The organism is Rhodoplanes sp. (genome assembly GCF_013377085.1).
Lineage (GTDB): Bacteria > Pseudomonadota > Alphaproteobacteria > Rhizobiales > Xanthobacteraceae > Rhodoplanes.
The window spans coordinates 1-15,553 of the sequence record NZ_JACAAX010000048.1 but is presented as its reverse complement, the minus strand read 5'-3'; the positions used below and the strand labels follow the sequence as shown (position 1 = coordinate 15,553).

Genomic DNA, 15,553 nt, shown 5'->3' with positions numbered 1-15,553 from the left:
GCTCGCTTGTTCGGCCCGTCCGCCTTTGTTATGAGCGGCGGCGCCCCCGACCAGACATCCGATCGACCGAAAGGCTTAGTACATGCGTGTGGCAATGATCGGTACCGGCTATGTCGGGCTAGTTTCCGGCGCGTGCTTCGCCGACTTCGGTCACACGGTGACCTGCGTCGACAAGGATGCGGGCAAGATCGCCGCCCTGCGGGCCGGCGAGGTGCCGATCTACGAGCCGGGACTCGATCGCCTCGTCGAGACGAACGTGCGCGAGAAGCGGCTCGACTTCACCACCGAGCTCGCCGGTCCGGTCGCCGAGGCCGATGCGGTCTTCATCGCGGTCGGGACCCCATCCCGGCGCGGCGACGGCCATGCCGATCTGAGCTATGTCTACGCCTCGGCGCGCGAGATCGCTGCTGCGGTGTCTGGCTTCACCGTGGTGGTGACCAAGTCGACCGTTCCGGTCGGCACTGGCGACGAGGTCGAGCGCATCATCCGCGAGACCCGGCTGGAGGCCGATGTCGCGGTGGTGTCGAATCCCGAGTTCCTGCGCGAGGGCGCGGCGATCCGCGACTTCAAGCATCCCGACCGCATCGTCATCGGCACCGTCGACGAGCGCGCCAAGCAGGTGATGACCGAGATTTACCGGCCGCTCTATCTCAACCAGGCGCCGCTGCTGTTCACGGCGCGCGGCACCGCCGAGCTGATCAAGTACGCGGCGAACGCCTTCCTGGCCACCAAGATCACCTTCATCAACGAGCTTGCGGATCTGTGCGAGAAGGTCGGCGGCGACGTGCAGGAGGTGGCGCGCGGCATCGGCCTCGACAACCGCATCGGCGGCAAGTTCCTTCACGCAGGGCCGGGTTATGGCGGGTCGTGCTTTCCGAAGGACACGCTGGCGCTGATCAAGACGGCGCAGGATCACGAGGCGCCGCTGCGCATCGTCGAGACCGTGGTGGCCGTGAACGACCAGAGGAAGCGCGCCATGGCCAGAAAAGTCGCCGGTGCGCTCGGCGGCAGCGTGCGCGACAAGACCATCGCGGTGCTCGGCCTGACCTTCAAGCCCAACACCGACGACATGCGCGACGCGCCGTCGATCCCGCTGATCACCGCCTTCGACGACATGGGCGCCAAGGTCCGTGCCTACGATCCTGCCGGCATGGAGCAGGCCAAGCGCGATCTCGACGGGCTGGTGACGTTCTGCGGCAACGCCTACGAGTGCGCCGAGGGCGCCGACGCGCTGGTCATCGTCACCGAGTGGGAGCAGTTCCGCGCCCTCGATCTCGATCGCCTCAAGGCGGCGATGCGCCAGCCCGTGGTGGTCGACCTGCGCAACGTCTACCGGCCCGACGAGATGGCCCGCGCCGGCTTCGTCTATTCCAGCATCGGACGGGCGCCGTTCCGGGGGTGAGGGCGCTCGGGTCTTGGAGCGGGTCCGTCCGGCGTCATTCCGGGGCGCCGCGTAGCGGCGAACCCGGAATCCAACCGAGATCACGGAGCGTTCCGCTGGATTCCGGGTTCGCACCTTCGGTGCGCCCCGGAATGAACCAGAGAGTTCAGGCTTGTTCAGCTCCGCCTCAGCAGCTCGTCTGGCCGCAGCGGGCGGCGTTGATCTTCTGCTTGAGGGCGTCGCGGCCGACCGCGCCGATCACCACATCGGAGCCGACCACATAGCTCGGCGTGCCGTTGAGGCCGAGCGCCTCGGCGAGCCGCAGGCTCTCCTCGAGGCTCGCTCGCACCTCCTCGCCGCCCATGTCGCGCTCGATGCGGGCGACGTCGAAACCCGCGTCCTTGGCGGCGGCGAGCGCCTTGGCCTTGTCGGCCTGGCCGCGACCGGTCATGAGCCGCTGGTGGAAGTCGAAATACTTCTTGCCGGTCTTGTCCTGCATGCGCGCCGCGGCGGCGACCCGCGCCGCCTCGACCGATCCCTCGCCCAGCACCGGGAACTCCTTGAGCACCACCTTGAGCTTCGGATCGGACTGCAGCAGATCCTGCAGGTCGGTCAGCGCCCGCTTGCAGTAGCCGCAGTTGTAATCGAAGAACTCGACCAGGGTGACGTCGCCCTGCGGATTGCCGAGCACCACCTGGCGGGGCGAGTTGAACAGCGTCGCGGCTTGGCTCTGCACGACCAGCTTGGCCTTCTCGGCCTCGACCACGGCCTGCTTCTTCTCCAGCTCGGCGAGCACCTCCTGGAGGAGCTCGGGATGCTTGAGCAGGTACTCACGCAGGATGGTCTCGATCTCGCCGCGCTGCGGGGCCGAGAATGTCTGCGCGGCGGCCGGGACGGCGAGCGCCGAGAGCAGGGCGGCGGCGATCGCGAGCGCGTGCAGGGGGCGGCGGAACGGCATCTGTTGGTATCCTTCTTGGGTCATTGACCGGGGCGTTGACCGGCGGGAGCTCCGCCCGGGCGGAAGCTGGCGATGTCGTCGGCCTTGACCCAGCCGGGCGATCCGACCGGAAACCGCGACTTGGCGCGGGCGGCGATCAGGCGGGCCGTCCTTGTGTCGCCGCGGGCGACCGCGGCCTGGGCGGCGGCGAGGTCGGCCTGGGCGAGATCGCCCTTCTTACCGTAGGCCTTGGCGAGCTGGGCGTAGCCGTCGGCGATGTCCGGATCGGTCAGGGTGGCCTGGCGCAGATACGTGATGGCGTCGTCGGTCCCCTTCGGGTCGTTCGACTCGATCAGGGCCTGGGCCAGCAGCACCTGGATGAGCAGCGGGTTCGGCGCGCCGGCGACGGCGCGGCGCAGCGGCGGCACCGCCTCGGCGGCCCGGCCCGATTCGAGCAGGACCTGGCCCTTGAGCTCGTAGAAATAGGGGTTGTTCGGCTGCATCTGGATCAGCGCGTCGATCTGGGTGATCGCCTGGCGCACGTCGCCGTGGCGATAGGTCGAGATCGCCCGGGCATAGCGGCCCGGCAGGCTCTGGTCGGACAGCGGATAGAGCCGTGCCACCACGCCGGGCTGGTCCATGAAGCCGTGCAGCTTGGCCCGCATCATGTCGTGCCGGAGCTGCAGGTCGGCCGAGTCCTTGCGGTCGTAGAAGGGCGTGCGCGCCATCTCTGACAGCGCCGCGATGCGCTCCGAGGCCATCGGATGCGACTGCATGTAGGGGTCGGCGCCCTGCGAGGCGAAGAGCTGCTGGTCGGCGAATCGCTTGAAGGTCTCGTACATGCCGCGGGCCGACTGGCCCGTCTCGGTCAGGAACTTGACTCCGGCGCGGTCCGCCTGCTCCTCGTGCTGGCGCTGATAGGCGAGCAGCGAGCGCTGGATCATGCTGGTCGGCGCCGCCATGGCGACCGCCGCCGGATTGCCGCCGACCTGGCTCGAGCGCGCGCCGGCCGCCACCGCGCCGAGCCCGAGCAGAATCGCGATGATCGCCATCGTGCCGGCATTGGCGAGCTCGGTGCGCAGCTTGCTGAGATGCCCGCCGGCGATGTGTCCGGTCTCGTGCGCCAGCACGCCGATGATCTGGTTCGGGGTCTGCGAATCCATCAGGGCGCCGGCATTCACGAAGATGCGCCGGCCGTCCATCACGAAGGCGTTGAACGCCCGGTCGTTGATGATGATGACCTTGATGTTCTGCTGGCTGAGATTGGCGGCCTTGAGGACCGGCCGCGTGTAGTCGCGCAGGAGCTGCTCGATCTCGGAGTCGCGGATCAGCGGCATGCGCCCTTGCGCGTTCGCGGGCGCCGGCCAGCTCGCGGCCGTCACGGCACACGCCACAGCGACCGCGACGGCGCGGGGCGCCCGCAGGGTGAGGCGGCGCTTGACAGGGTCGCTCGCTGCGCTCATTCGAACCGTTGCTTGATCGCTCGCGGCCGACACTACGCAGGCGACCGGGCAGTCGACAACGGGCCGCAACGCGACCCGGATGCAACCAACAACCTGCAGAATGCGGCAACAGCACGGCGTCGGCGTAGCCCGAAGGCCGTCCCGGGCGGAGCGATCCAAGCTCTCCCGCGCATTCTCTCCGAGGCTTCCATGACCCGAGACCGCGCCCTGTGCCTGCCGTCGGCACGCAGCGACGTGCCCGCCTTCATGGTGATGGACGTGATGTCGGCCGCGGCCCGGCTCGAGCAGGCCGGCCGGCATGTCATCCACATGGAGGTCGGGCAGCCGGCCGCCCCGGCGCCGGCGACCGCGCTCGCCGCCGCCCGCGAGGCGCTTGGCGGCAGCGGCGCCGCGCTCGGCTACACCGAGAGCCTCGGCATCCCGAGCCTGCGCCGCCGCATCGCCCATCACTACGAGGAGGCCTATGGCGAGGCGGTCGATCCGGCCACCGTGGTGGTGACGACCGGCTCCTCCGGCGCCTTCGTGCTGGCCTTTCTGGCTCTGCTGGAGCCGGGCGACCGGGTGGCGCTGTCGGTCCCGGCCTATCCGCCCTACCGCCACATCCTGACGGCGCTCGGCTGCGAGCCGGTGCTGATCCGCACCGGTGCCGACACCCGCTTCGCGCTGACTCCCGAGGCGCTGCTCGCCGCCCACCGAGAGAAGCCGCTGAAGGCCGTGCTGGTGGCGAGCCCGGCCAACCCGACCGGCACCATGATGACGGCCGAGGCGCTCGCAGAGCTGGTCGCCACGGCCGAGGACGCCGGCATCGCCTTCATCTCCGACGAGATCTATCACGGGCTCGACTACGCCTTTCCGGCGACGACGGCGCTGACCGCGTCGCGCCGCGCCGTCGTGATCAACTCGTTCTCGAAATACTTCTGCATGACGGGCTGGCGAGTCGGCTGGATGATCGCCCCCGAGATCCTGGTGCGCCCGATGGAGCGTCTGCACCAGAACCTCGCCATCTCGGTGCCGACCCTGTCGCAGGTCGCGGCGCAAGCCGCCTTCGACGGCCGTGCCGAGATGGAGGCCGTCAAGGCCGGCTATGCCAGGAACCGCGACATCCTGGTCAAGGGCCTGCCGGCTTGCGGCATCGAGCGCTTTTTGCCGGTCGACGGCGCCTTCTATCTTTACGCCGACGTCTCCGACTTCACGCCGGACAGCCACGCCTTCGCCCGCGCCCTGCTGGAGGAGGCCGGTGTCGCGGTGACGCCCGGCCTCGATTTCGATCCGGTGTCCGGCCATCACTTCGTGCGCTTCTCGTATGCGCGCTCCGAAGCCGACATGATCGAGGCGGTCGACCGCATCGGCCGGTGGCTGAAGGGGATGGGGTAGGAACCAGCCTCGAGCCGGGGTGGCCGTGCTGCGGGGAACACGGCCGCGGTTCCGGCGGGCTGCCGGCAACTCCACCGAACGACGACGCGAAGCCGCCGTGCTCGGCCGGGAGCGAACGCCACCACAACCGCGGCCGTCGCAACCCGCACGGCGCATCGACGCGTGGTACGGGCGCTTGCCCGCTCGCGGCCGCGGCTGTCCGGCTTCGCGCGGCTGGGGCTCGAACCGCCGCAGGCCGGTGTTGTCGCCGCTGTTTTGTGGTCCGCAACGATCGTCCAGATGCGCTGGATTAATAAACGCAGACTATTATATTAGATCATAGTAATAAGAAAGAATTCACTTCATTTTTGAATTGTGAAATCAATCGAATAGTGGCGCAGGAGACCATAATACTACTTATGGACAATGCCGAGATTATTTGCCGAATAGTCTCATTGTGCGCGGTTCGCGTGAATCGGAATTCTGCTTAAAATTGCATGCGCAATATGAGTGCAACGAGGGCGGGCGCGATGTGGGCTTCGCTGTGGTTGCGGTACAACAGCACGACCGCCGCGGCGATCCGGCGGCGCGACTTCCTGGTGAAATACGGCACGCGTATCCGTTTGTTCGCGCTGATTGCGATCGCGATGCTGCCGATCGTCGGCTTCCGCACCTATGATCTCTCGCAGTATCAGCGCCGCGAAACCAACAGCGCCTTTGATCGCAGCCTCACCCTGGCGCGAGCCGGAGCGCGGGAAATCGGCGAGCTTTACCAGCAGGCCTCTTCGCTCATCGAGCTGTTGTCGGAGGTGCCGTTCGTCGCCAACTCCGACCCGGCCGCCTGCGAGCATCTGCTGAACCGAGCGGCGACGCAACAACGTCAGCCGCTCGACATGTTCGTCACCGATTCGACCGGCGTGGTCACGTGCGCCAACAACCCCGACTTCGTCGGTATCGACCTGACGGACCGCCTCTACGTCCGGCAGGCCCTGTTCTCCGGGGACGTGGTCGTCAGCGACTTCCTGGTTCTTCGCAACGTCCACCGGCCGGGATTCACGGTCTCGCGTGCGGTTCGGAACGCCACGACCGGCGAGCCCATCGGCGTCATCGGCACCAGCATGGACCTGGCTGTGCTGAGCGCCCTGATCGAGCACGTCGGTCACGATGGCGAGACGTCCACTCTTCTGATCGATCGGGCCGGCACGGTGCTCTCGCGGGTGCCCGACGCGGAAGAGACGTTCGCCGGCTACAGCATCGCCGAAACCGACTTCTACAAAGCGATTGTTCACGGCGGCGAGGGCCGATACGCGGGGCCGGGACCCGACGGGGTGGCACGGTTCGGGGCGTTCACCACGATCGCCAAGTCCGACGCCAAGATTTTCGTCGGCTTCACGCAGGATTCGGTTCTCGCCTACGCACGAACCGCGCTCGTCCGCAGCCTGTGGCAAGCCGCCGTCCTGCTGGTCGCCGCGGCGCTCCTCGCGTTCGTCGGCGGAAAGCTGCTGCTGTTGCGCTGGATCGAGCGACTGACGGCGGTGGCTGCCCAGCTCGGACGCGGCGACTTCTCGGCCCGCGCCGCAATCCCCTCGTCGGCCGGCGATCTCGCCCTGGTGGGGCATGCGCTCGACGATGCGTGCGAGCGGCTCGCCGAGCGCGAGCGACAGCTTCGGGCGACCGAACGGAAGCTGCGCGAAAGCGAATCGCGGTACCGCCTGCTCGCCGACAACGCATCCGACATGATCGTCCAGACCTCACTCGGATTCCGGCGCGAATACGTGTCGCCCGCCAGCCGGCAACTTCTGGGGCGCTCACCCGAAGAGATGGTCAAATCCGCCCCGCTGGAGTTCATCCATCCCGACGATGTCGGCCTGTTGATAGAGACGGTCGACACTGTCGCACGCGGCGAGCGCGACAAGGGGCTGGCGAGATTCCGGCTGCTTCACCGGAAAGGCCATTGGGTCTGGGTGGAATCACATTTCCGGGGATACCGGTCGTCGTCCGGCGAACTCGCCGGACTCATCGCCAGCATCCGCGACATCACCGAGCGGCACCGCGAGCAGGAAGCCCTGGCCGATGCGAAGATGGCGGCGGAAGCGGCGGCGCGCCACAGCGCCGAGTTTCTCGCCACCATGAGTCACGAGCTTCGAACGCCGCTCACCGGGATGCTCGGTGTCCAGGAGCTCCTGCAGAGCGAACCCGGCTTCGACGATCGGCAGCGCCATCTGATCCGCTTGTCCTGCGAGGCCGGACGCTCGCTGATGTCGATCGTGAACGACATCCTCGATCTTTCGAAGATCGAGGCGGAGCAACTGAAGATAGAGCGAATTCCGTTTCTGGTCCGTGATCTGGTCGAAGGATGTCGTCTCGTCGGGTGCGAGTCGGTCAAGCCGGGCGTGACGATCGTGGTGGACATTGCGCCCGACGTCCCCGTTTGCGGCATGGGCGACCCGGCCCGCATTCGTCAGGTTCTCCTGAACCTCCTCTCGAACGCCTGCAGATTCACCGTCGCGGGGAGCATCACGATCCGCCTGGCCTGGACCGCGGATCGGCTGCGCGTCGAGGTGATCGACACCGGTCCGGGGATCGCGCCCGACGTCGTCCCGACGCTGTTCCAGCGGTTTCAGCAGGGCGACCGATCGACGGCGCGCCGCTTCGGCGGCACCGGTCTCGGTCTGTCGATCAGCAAGCGGCTGGTCGGCCTCATGGACGGCGCGATCGGGGTCGACACCCATCCCGGCCGAGGCGCCGTGTTCTGGTTCGAGCTGCCGCTCGCGGTCGCGGATCCCCTGTCGGCTCGAGACGCCGAGGCGCATCCGGCCGAAGGCACCGAAACGTCGTGGCGAATTCTCCTCGCGGAGGACAACCAGACCAACCGGGAGATCATCCGCACCCTCCTCGAGCAAAGGGGGTACGTCGTGACTGCCGTACCCGACGGAACAGCCGCCGTGGCCGCGTTCCGGCAGGGGACCTTCGACGTCGTGCTGATGGATGTCGCGATGCCTGGGCTGGACGGTTGCGCCGCCACGGCCCTCATCCACAAGATCGAGCGGACGGCGGGCAGGGCGCCGACGCCGATCGTCGCCCTCACCGCCGGTGCGATGGCGGAAGATCGCGAACGCTGTCTCAAGGGTGGCATGGACGACTATCTCTGCAAGCCCATCGACTGGCCCCTGCTCTTTCGGGTGGTCGACCGGTTGGCCTCCAGACGCTCCGTGCCCACGCTTCGGGGCGCCATATGCGTCGAGCAAACGACCGTGATCGACGAGCCGGTGCTCGACGAGTCCGTCCTCGATGAGCTGGCCGGCGTCCTCGGGCACGATCGAATTGGTGATTTTCTCGAGTTGCTGCGGTGCGAGGCACGACGGGTCCCCCTGCTGCACGATCGATCCGACGCCCAGGAGGAGACGATCGCCCTTGCGCACCAGCTCGCGGCCGCTGCCGGCCAACTCGGCTTCAAGGAGCTGAGTGCCATTTGTCGCGGTCTCGAATCGCGGCTCCGAAGCGGGGTGGGGCTGGTTCGAACCGCTGATCTCGAAGCCGCGACCGAGCGCGCGATCGTGGCCGCCTCGACGTGCCGTTACGCGAAAGCCGGGGCCGGCGCGCCGGGCACGGCACCGAGCGCGGCCAGCTTCTTCCGCCCTCGATCGCCGGCCGACGCCCCGGACAGCGCGGGAACCGCCAAGCCGTAGTCCTCGTCCGAATCGGTGCCGCACACCCGACCCGCGGCATTCGCCGGACCGGCGTCTTCTCGCGCCGGCCCGGACTTTGCTAAGGCTCCTGCACGTGGCTGGTTCGGGAGGGGGCAGGTCGTCGTGCTGTCCAAGACGATCATGCTGGCGGCGGTTGCCGCCGCAGCGGGCCTGTGGGGCCTGCGCTGGCTGGCCCATCAGGCGATGCTCCGCGCCCTGCGGGCGCCGCGCGTGCTGCATGCGCAGGGGCCGCTCGATCTCGGCCTGCCCGCCGACAGCGTGCGCGAGGTTGCGATCGACGGCATGCGCGGCAAGAGGCTGTTCGCTTGGCTGGTGACGCCGGACGAGGCGGTGGCGCGGCCGCTGCCGGCCGTGCTGGTGATGCACGGCTGGGGCTCGAACGCCGCCATGATGCTGCCCGTGGTGGCGCCGCTGCGCGAGGCCGGCTTCGCGGTTCTGCTGCTCGATGCGCGCTGCCACGGCCGCAGCGACGACGAGGATTTTGCCTCGATGCCGCGCTTCGCCGAGGACATCGCGGCCGGCCTCGGCTTCCTGCGGGCGCAGTCCGGCATCGCCGCGGACAGGGTCGGGCTGATCGGCCATTCGGTCGGCGCCGCCGCGGCCCTCCTGCACGCGTCGCGCCGTCACGACGTGCGCGCCGTGGTGAGCCTGTCGGCCTTCGCGCATCCACGTGAGATCATGCGGGGCTGGATGGCCGAGAAGCACGTGCCGTATCCGCTGATCGGCTGGTACGTGCTGCGCCATGTCGAGCACGTGATCGGGGCGTCGTTCGACGACATCGCCCCGCTCGCCACCATCATGCGTGCCGAGTGTCCGGTGCTGCTGGTGCATGGGCGCCAGGATACGACGGTGCCGTTCTCCGACGCCGAGCGGCTCGCCGCCGCCGCCCCCGGCGTGATCCTCCTTCCGGTCGACGGCGACCACGATCTGCGCGATGCGCTCAGCCCCCACACGGGCACGCTGGTGGCGTTTCTGGCCGGGACTTGCCGCGAGCCGGGCCGGGAGAGCGGCTGAGCGGACCGCCGCGGGCGGCCTGACCGCTTGCGCGCGCGGGCGCCGCAGGGCAGCCTCTGTCCGTTACCGAACAAGGAACCGGCGCCACCCAACGGCGCCGGGCAGAGGAAGCGGCCGGCCGTTCCGGCGGGCCGCCCAAAACCCCACACGGAGGATGCATGTCGTTTGTCCGCAAGATTCTGATCGCCGCGGCCCTGACCGGGCTCGCGGCGCTGCCGGCCGGCGCCCAGACGGCCCCGGCGCCGGCGGCGCCGCCGCCCGTCACGGGCGAGTACGTGGTCAGCTATATCGAGGTCGCGCCCGACAAGGCGGCCGAGGGGTTGGCGCTGGTGAAGGGCCTGCGCGCCGCCGCGCTGAAGCACCCGGGCGTGGTCGGCGTCACGGCCCTGCAGCGCACCACCCATCCGCATCATTTCGCCCTGCTGGAGCGCTGGGCCGACAACGCCGCCCGCGAGGCGCATGCGGCGATGGCGGATGTCACTGCGTTGCGCCAGAAGCTCGCCGCCATCGCGACCGCGCCGTTCGACGAGCGGCCGCATCGGCCGCTCGCGGTCGGCGAGGCGAAGCCGGCGGCAGCGGGTGCGCTGGTCGCGGTGACGCATGTCGATTTCATCCCGACGGCGCGCGAGCAGGGCGAGGCGATGGTGACGGCGCTGGCCGGCGCGAGCCGTGGCGCCGCCGGCAATCTGCGCTTCGACGGCCTGACCCAGGCGAGCCGGCCGAACCACTTCACGCTGGTCGAGGTGTGGGCCGACCCGAAGGCCTGGAAGGGCCACGCGGTCGCGCCGGCGACCAAGACGTTCCGTCAGGACCTGCTGCCGAAGAGCGGCAGCCTCTACGACGAGCGGCTCTATCGCGCCGTGAAGTGAGACGACGGGCTCAGCCGGCACCGCAGCGTTCGCGGCGGTGCCGGCGCCCGCGGTGTCGGGTTCGTGCCGCGTCATACGCGTTCCGGCTGATCAGTTCGGCTGCTGCCCCCCACCCCCGACCCCTTTGGCGCGCAAGGGCGCGCCCCACCACGAGCTTCGCTCGCCGGGGGAGGGGAGGCGAAGCGCCGCGGTTCCCCTCCCCCCGCGAAGCGGCGGGGAGGGGTCAGGGGTGGGGGGAAGCTCCGAGCGCTGACCTCTGTTGTCTCGGATCCGAGCTGATCACCCGGATTTCGTATCAGTTGTGCTTCTTCACGTAGATGTTCAGCGACTGCCAGTCCTGGGCGGCCCGAATGCGGGCGCGCTCCCACGGATCGACGAAGCCGTCGGCCCGCGCCTGCATCTTCATCGCCTGGATGCGCTGCTGGGCCTGCACGAGCTGCACGGTCTCGCCGAAGGTGAGCTGACCGCTCTGCACCCCCTGCACGATGCGCTGCGACTGGCGGTTCTGCCGGTCGTCGATCGGGCCGGCCATCGCGGCGGCCGTGGTCGTCAGCAGGACGCCGGCGATCATGATGGTCTTCAGGATGGTCATGACACGCTCCTCGTTCTCCGAAGTTTGGGCCCGTCGCGGTCCGCATCTCGCGGTTGATCGGGGCTTCGACGATTCGGTGCGCCGGCCGCGGCTTTGGTTCGTCTGGCGGTCTGGAATTATTTATGAATATTCAGACAGATACGAGGCATAGTCGGGGCAGGGCGAGAAGACTTTTCAAAGGTCGATGAAGACTGCGGCGTCGCCTCGCCGCTTGTCACGGCAGGCGTCCGAACGACATGGCCGAGTGTCGAAGCCTTCGCTGCGGTGTGATCTGCTTCACATAGGAATCCGTGGTGCACCTCTAGAACCTCGGGACGGTCGCAAGCAGGGCGTGCACCAAGCATCCCGCGATCGCGATGGTCGGCCGATCGTGGCCGTAACCCCCCGGAGCCCCGGGACACACGACGCAACCATCGTTCGCTCGAACGATGCGCTGGGGCACCAGCGGCGCGGCGCGTCCGGGCGGCTCGTCGAAACGACATGGAGAACGTCATGCGGTTTTCTCGAACGACGCTCGCGCTCGCCGGCACGCTGCTGCTCGCCGGTTCGGCCATGCTGACCATGGCATCGGCGCGGGACAACACGGGCACGACGGGCCTGGGCGGCTGCGGGGCCGGCAGCCTCTGTGTGCTGTCGGCCGACGGGGTGGCCGGGCCGGCCGAAGGCGCCGTCACCATCGCGCCTGAATGCGCCGCCAAGGAGCTTCGCGTCATCACCTGGATCGAGCAGCACGGCGAAGCCGGCGACGTGCCGTCCGGCCGTCTCGCCGAGGCTGCGTTCGCGATGTTCGAGGCGCGGGCGGCGTGCCGGGCCGGCCGCGTGGCCGAGGGGCTCGCCGGCTACGACCGCATCCTGCGCTCCCGGAACTTTTCGGTCACGGGGACGGACTGACGGTCGTCGGTCGTATCGAGAAGGCGGCGTCGTGCACGGCACGGCGCCGCCGGCATTTTTACGGACGCGACGCGTCGGCCTGCTGTGCGGAAGCCCGCGAGTGCCCGCGAGTGGCCACGCCTCAGCGATGCAGGAGCGTGACGGCGGTGCCCTCGGCGACCACCGAGCCGGTGACGGTCCGTTCCTGATCGATCGCCCGCGACTGCTCCATCGCGACCCGCCAGTTGCCCGGCGGAAGCGGGATGTCGAGATTGCCGCCGGAATTGTAGATCACCAGGATCTCGCTCCAGGCATCGCCGCTCGCCGCCCCGGCGATGTGATTGACCAGCACGTCGCCGCGCGGCACCGTCGTCTGGACGGTTCGGTCGACCGCCTCCCAACTGCTCAGGCGGAGGGCGCTGTGCGCCCGCCGCAGTGCGATGGCGCTCTTGACGACATCGAACACGTCCTCGTGCGTCACCCGCAAGTCCCATTTGATGATGTTCGGGGCCTCGACATCGAAGCTGTTCGGGTTGCCGCCCTTCGTGCGGAGGAATTCGTCGCCCTCGGCGATGAACGGGATGCCCTGCGAGGTCAGCAGGATGCCCTGGCCGAAGGCCTGGATGCGCGCCAGATAGCCCTCGTCGCCGGCCCTGCCGTGCTGTCCGGCCCAGGCGAGGATACGATCGCGCAGGCACAGATTGTCGTGGACGCCGATGTAGTTGATGCTTTGGTCGGGACGTGCCGCGAACATCCGGTCGAACAGATTGTCGAGCGGCTGGTACGGCTTGTTGCTGAACCTGATGCTGCCGCGGCTGCCCGGCCGGATCTCGTCCGCGACGTTGCCCTGGTTGAACATGTAGCCGCCGGTACCGCCGCCGTTCAGGTCGCCGCCCCGAATGGCGTCGCGATAGGACGTGTTGAACACGCCGACACCGCTCCCGGCGATGAAGGCGACGGTGGCCTGCCGCACCTGGTCGCGCTCGGTCAGGTCGCCGCTCGGGGCGCCGACGACGGCTCCGCTGCTGGCGGAATACGGCTCGCCGTAGATCAGCAGCATGCGGTCCGGGTACTTGGTGTTCAGATAGGTCGCCCAGGCGTCGACGTCGAGATAGCGGAACACGCCCATCAAATCGAAGCGGAAGCCGTCGACCCGGTATTCGCGGACCCAGAACTCCAGCGAGTCGCGGATCATCCGGCTCACCATCGGGACGCCACCGTCGAGCGACCGTCCGGCGCCCGAGATGTCGCGCGGCAGGAAGTACCTGTCGGTGATCTTGCCGAGCCCGTCGTCGCGGCCGTCCGGGCCGATCGGGACATGATTGTAGACGACGTCCACGATCACCCTGATGCCGGACTTGTGGAGCTCGTCGATCATCGTCTTGAGTTCGCGGATCCGGGCGACCGGGTCGTTCGGAAACTGCGAGTAGATCTCCTCCGGGACGTTGAAGCTCTCCGGGTCGTAGCCCCAGTTGTAGCAGTCGGGCGGATTGGGCGCGGTCAGCGCCGAGCAGCCGCGAAAGTCGAAGATCGGCATGATCTGCACATGGGTGATTCCGAGATCGACCAGGTGGTCGATGCCGGTCGCGCGGCCCTGGACGCGGGTTCCGTGCTCGACCATGCCGAGGAACTTGCCGCGCTTCTCGCTCGACACGCCCGAGGAGGGATCGGCGGTGAAATCGCGCACATTGACCTCGTACACGATGGCGTCGGTGCGCTGCGCGAGCGGCGGCGCCGCGGCCCAGCCGCCGGTCGGGTCCGTTCGCGACAGGTCGACCACGACGCTCTCGTCGGTCGCCGGCTTGACCATCACGCCGAGCGGGTCGCGCACGGTGCGGCCGCCGATCCGATAGTTGTAGGTCTTGAGATGATGGTCGCCCGGGATCGTGACGCTGTACACGTCGGTGGAGGCGTCGGTGTCGGGCCGGCGCGCCATCGGCCGGAGCTGCGGCTCGCCCTGGAGGAAGAGCTTCACGTCGTCGCTGTCCGGTGACCAGACCGAGAACGTCGTGGCTTGCTGCGTGTAGCTCGCCCCCAGCGGGGACCACGCCGCCGCCTCACGGCCCATGCCGGCCATGAGCACGACGACGATCAGGCCCGTGGCCAAAAGCGCGCGCACGACGAGTCTGGAGTGCATGGCCGTCCCCCCGGGGGCGAGAACGCTGTGCCGGCGACTGCTTCGCCGGACGGATGCCGCGGTGTGCGGTCCGACGTGTGCGTCCGGCGTCGGCCGATCGGAGCGCGTCGAGCAAAACCGGAGTCCGGTTTTGCGTCCGACCGTGCTCCGAACGCGATCTCGCCCTTGGACGATCGCGTGTGGCTCGAAGCAGGTTCTCTTTCAGATTGCAGCCTGTCAAGCGCGGGGCCCCGGCGCCGAGATCACAAGCCCGTTGGCCGAAGCGCGGCATCAGCCGGCGTCGGTCGGATCGCTCGACGTGGCCGCGTGGCGTCGATCGAGACCGGGTCACGGGCGTTGCACCACCTGCAACGCGGAACCCCGCCGCACTCCGGGGAGCGCGGCGGGGTTCCGTGGATGCGATGGCTCAGGCCGTCGTCGGCGACCCGGTCAGTCCTTGTCACCGAGCAGCTTGCGGGCCCACCAGCCGGTGCGGCGCGGTTTGGCCGGCTCGCTCTCGGCCGGCGGCGGGGGCACCGGTGCCGGTTCGGCAGACGGTGCCGGCTCGGCCGCAACCGGCTGGGCTTCGGCCACGGGCGGGGCCGGCGGCTCGCCGACATTCGCCACGTTGCGCGGCTCCAGCACGAAGGACACCGGCTCCCGCACGGTCGATCGGCGGCGCGGCGGTTCGGCCGGCGCGGGCGCCGGCTCCTCCGGCGCAGCCACGCGGGCGGACGCGCGGACCGGCTCGGCCGCGGGCTCGAGCGTTTCCGGAGCGAGCGCCTGCAGGGGCTCGGGCGGCTCCACCGGACCGAAGTCGGGCGGCGGCGGCGCAGCCTCGACGTGGCGGCGGCTGCTGCGGGCACGGCGCGGCTCGACCGGGCGCTCGGGCGCGTCGAAGCCGACGCCCGGCGTCGGCAGGTTCTCCGGGCCGAGCTCGGCCGTCGTATCAGGCTGCTGCGTCTCGCGCGGCGCCTCGGCCGTCACCCGGGCCGGGCGATCGTAGTCGCCCGGCATGTCGACGAGATCCGGCTGCTCGCCGGTTCCGATGTCCTCGCCGAGCCGCGGGCCGCCGAAGTCCGCGATGGCATCGGCGACCTCCGGCTCCAAGAGGTCGAAGCGATTGTCGGGATTGCCGTAGGGCGCGCCCGGCGTGCCGTCCTGCCGGCGATTGCGGCGACCGCCGCGGCGGCCGCGCCGTCGCCGTCGCCGTGCGCCGTCGCCATTGTCGCCGAGCTCGCCGTCGCC

Annotated in this window: 10 protein-coding genes and 1 pseudogene; 6 read left to right on the top strand and 5 right to left on the bottom strand. The window is 69.2% G+C overall.

Annotated elements, in window-relative coordinates; translation table 11 throughout:
- The first annotated feature begins 82 nt into the window (after positions 1-82).
- On the top strand, positions 83-1,402 hold the full coding sequence (locus HXX10_RS24980; protein WP_296526000.1) for a UDP-glucose/GDP-mannose dehydrogenase family protein: 1,320 nt from the start codon (positions 83-85) through the stop codon (positions 1,400-1,402).
- Positions 1,403-1,568: 166 nt separating this feature from the next.
- On the opposite strand, the gene HXX10_RS24975 is transcribed toward HXX10_RS24980, so the two are convergent.
- Positions 1,569-2,339, bottom strand: coding sequence for a DsbA family protein (locus HXX10_RS24975; RefSeq protein ID WP_296525998.1), 771 nt, complete (start codon positions 2,337-2,339; stop codon positions 1,569-1,571).
- Between the two features lie 20 nt (positions 2,340-2,359).
- The gene (locus tag HXX10_RS24970; protein ID WP_296525997.1) at positions 2,360-3,781 is read right to left on the bottom strand and encodes a M48 family metalloprotease; all 1,422 of its coding nucleotides are present in this window, start codon (positions 3,779-3,781) and stop codon (positions 2,360-2,362) included.
- Positions 3,782-3,970: 189 nt separating this feature from the next.
- Here HXX10_RS24970 and HXX10_RS24965 point away from each other — a divergent pair, with 189 nt between their 5' ends.
- The 4 genes from HXX10_RS24965 (at position 3,971) to HXX10_RS24950 (ending at position 10,727) form a co-directional block, all read left to right on the top strand.
- The gene (locus HXX10_RS24965) at positions 3,971-5,155 is read left to right on the top strand and encodes an aminotransferase class I/II-fold pyridoxal phosphate-dependent enzyme (RefSeq protein WP_296525996.1); all 1,185 of its coding nucleotides are present in this window, start codon (positions 3,971-3,973) and stop codon (positions 5,153-5,155) included.
- A 509-nt stretch (positions 5,156-5,664) separates the two neighbouring features.
- Positions 5,665-8,823: an ATP-binding protein gene (locus HXX10_RS24960; protein ID WP_296525995.1), complete on the top strand. Its 3,159-nt coding sequence runs from the start codon at positions 5,665-5,667 to the stop codon at positions 8,821-8,823.
- 123 nt (positions 8,824-8,946) lie between these two features.
- Positions 8,947-9,858: an alpha/beta fold hydrolase gene (locus HXX10_RS24955; RefSeq protein WP_296525994.1), complete on the top strand. Its 912-nt coding sequence runs from the start codon at positions 8,947-8,949 to the stop codon at positions 9,856-9,858.
- 158 nt (positions 9,859-10,016) lie between these two features.
- On the top strand, positions 10,017-10,727 hold the full coding sequence (locus tag HXX10_RS24950; protein ID WP_296525993.1) for an antibiotic biosynthesis monooxygenase: 711 nt from the start codon (positions 10,017-10,019) through the stop codon (positions 10,725-10,727).
- Positions 10,728-11,022: 295 nt separating this feature from the next.
- On the opposite strand, the gene HXX10_RS24945 is transcribed toward HXX10_RS24950, so the two are convergent.
- Positions 11,023-11,319: a hypothetical protein gene (locus HXX10_RS24945; protein WP_296525992.1), complete on the bottom strand. Its 297-nt coding sequence runs from the start codon at positions 11,317-11,319 to the stop codon at positions 11,023-11,025.
- A gap of 492 nt (positions 11,320-11,811) precedes the next feature.
- Between HXX10_RS24945 and HXX10_RS24940 the strand changes: the two genes are divergently transcribed.
- Entirely contained in the window at positions 11,812-12,210 is a 399-nt protein-coding gene (locus tag HXX10_RS24940; protein WP_296525991.1) for a hypothetical protein, read from the top strand.
- Positions 12,211-12,331: 121 nt separating this feature from the next.
- On the opposite strand, the gene HXX10_RS24935 is transcribed toward HXX10_RS24940, so the two are convergent.
- Both HXX10_RS24935 and HXX10_RS24930 read right to left on the bottom strand, forming a co-directional pair.
- Complete coding sequence (locus tag HXX10_RS24935; protein WP_296525990.1) at positions 12,332-14,326, bottom strand: alpha-amylase family glycosyl hydrolase; 1,995 nt, start codon at positions 14,324-14,326, stop codon at positions 12,332-12,334.
- A gap of 429 nt (positions 14,327-14,755) precedes the next feature.
- A pseudogene (locus HXX10_RS24930) lies at positions 14,756-15,553 on the bottom strand (hypothetical protein); the annotation flags it as partial.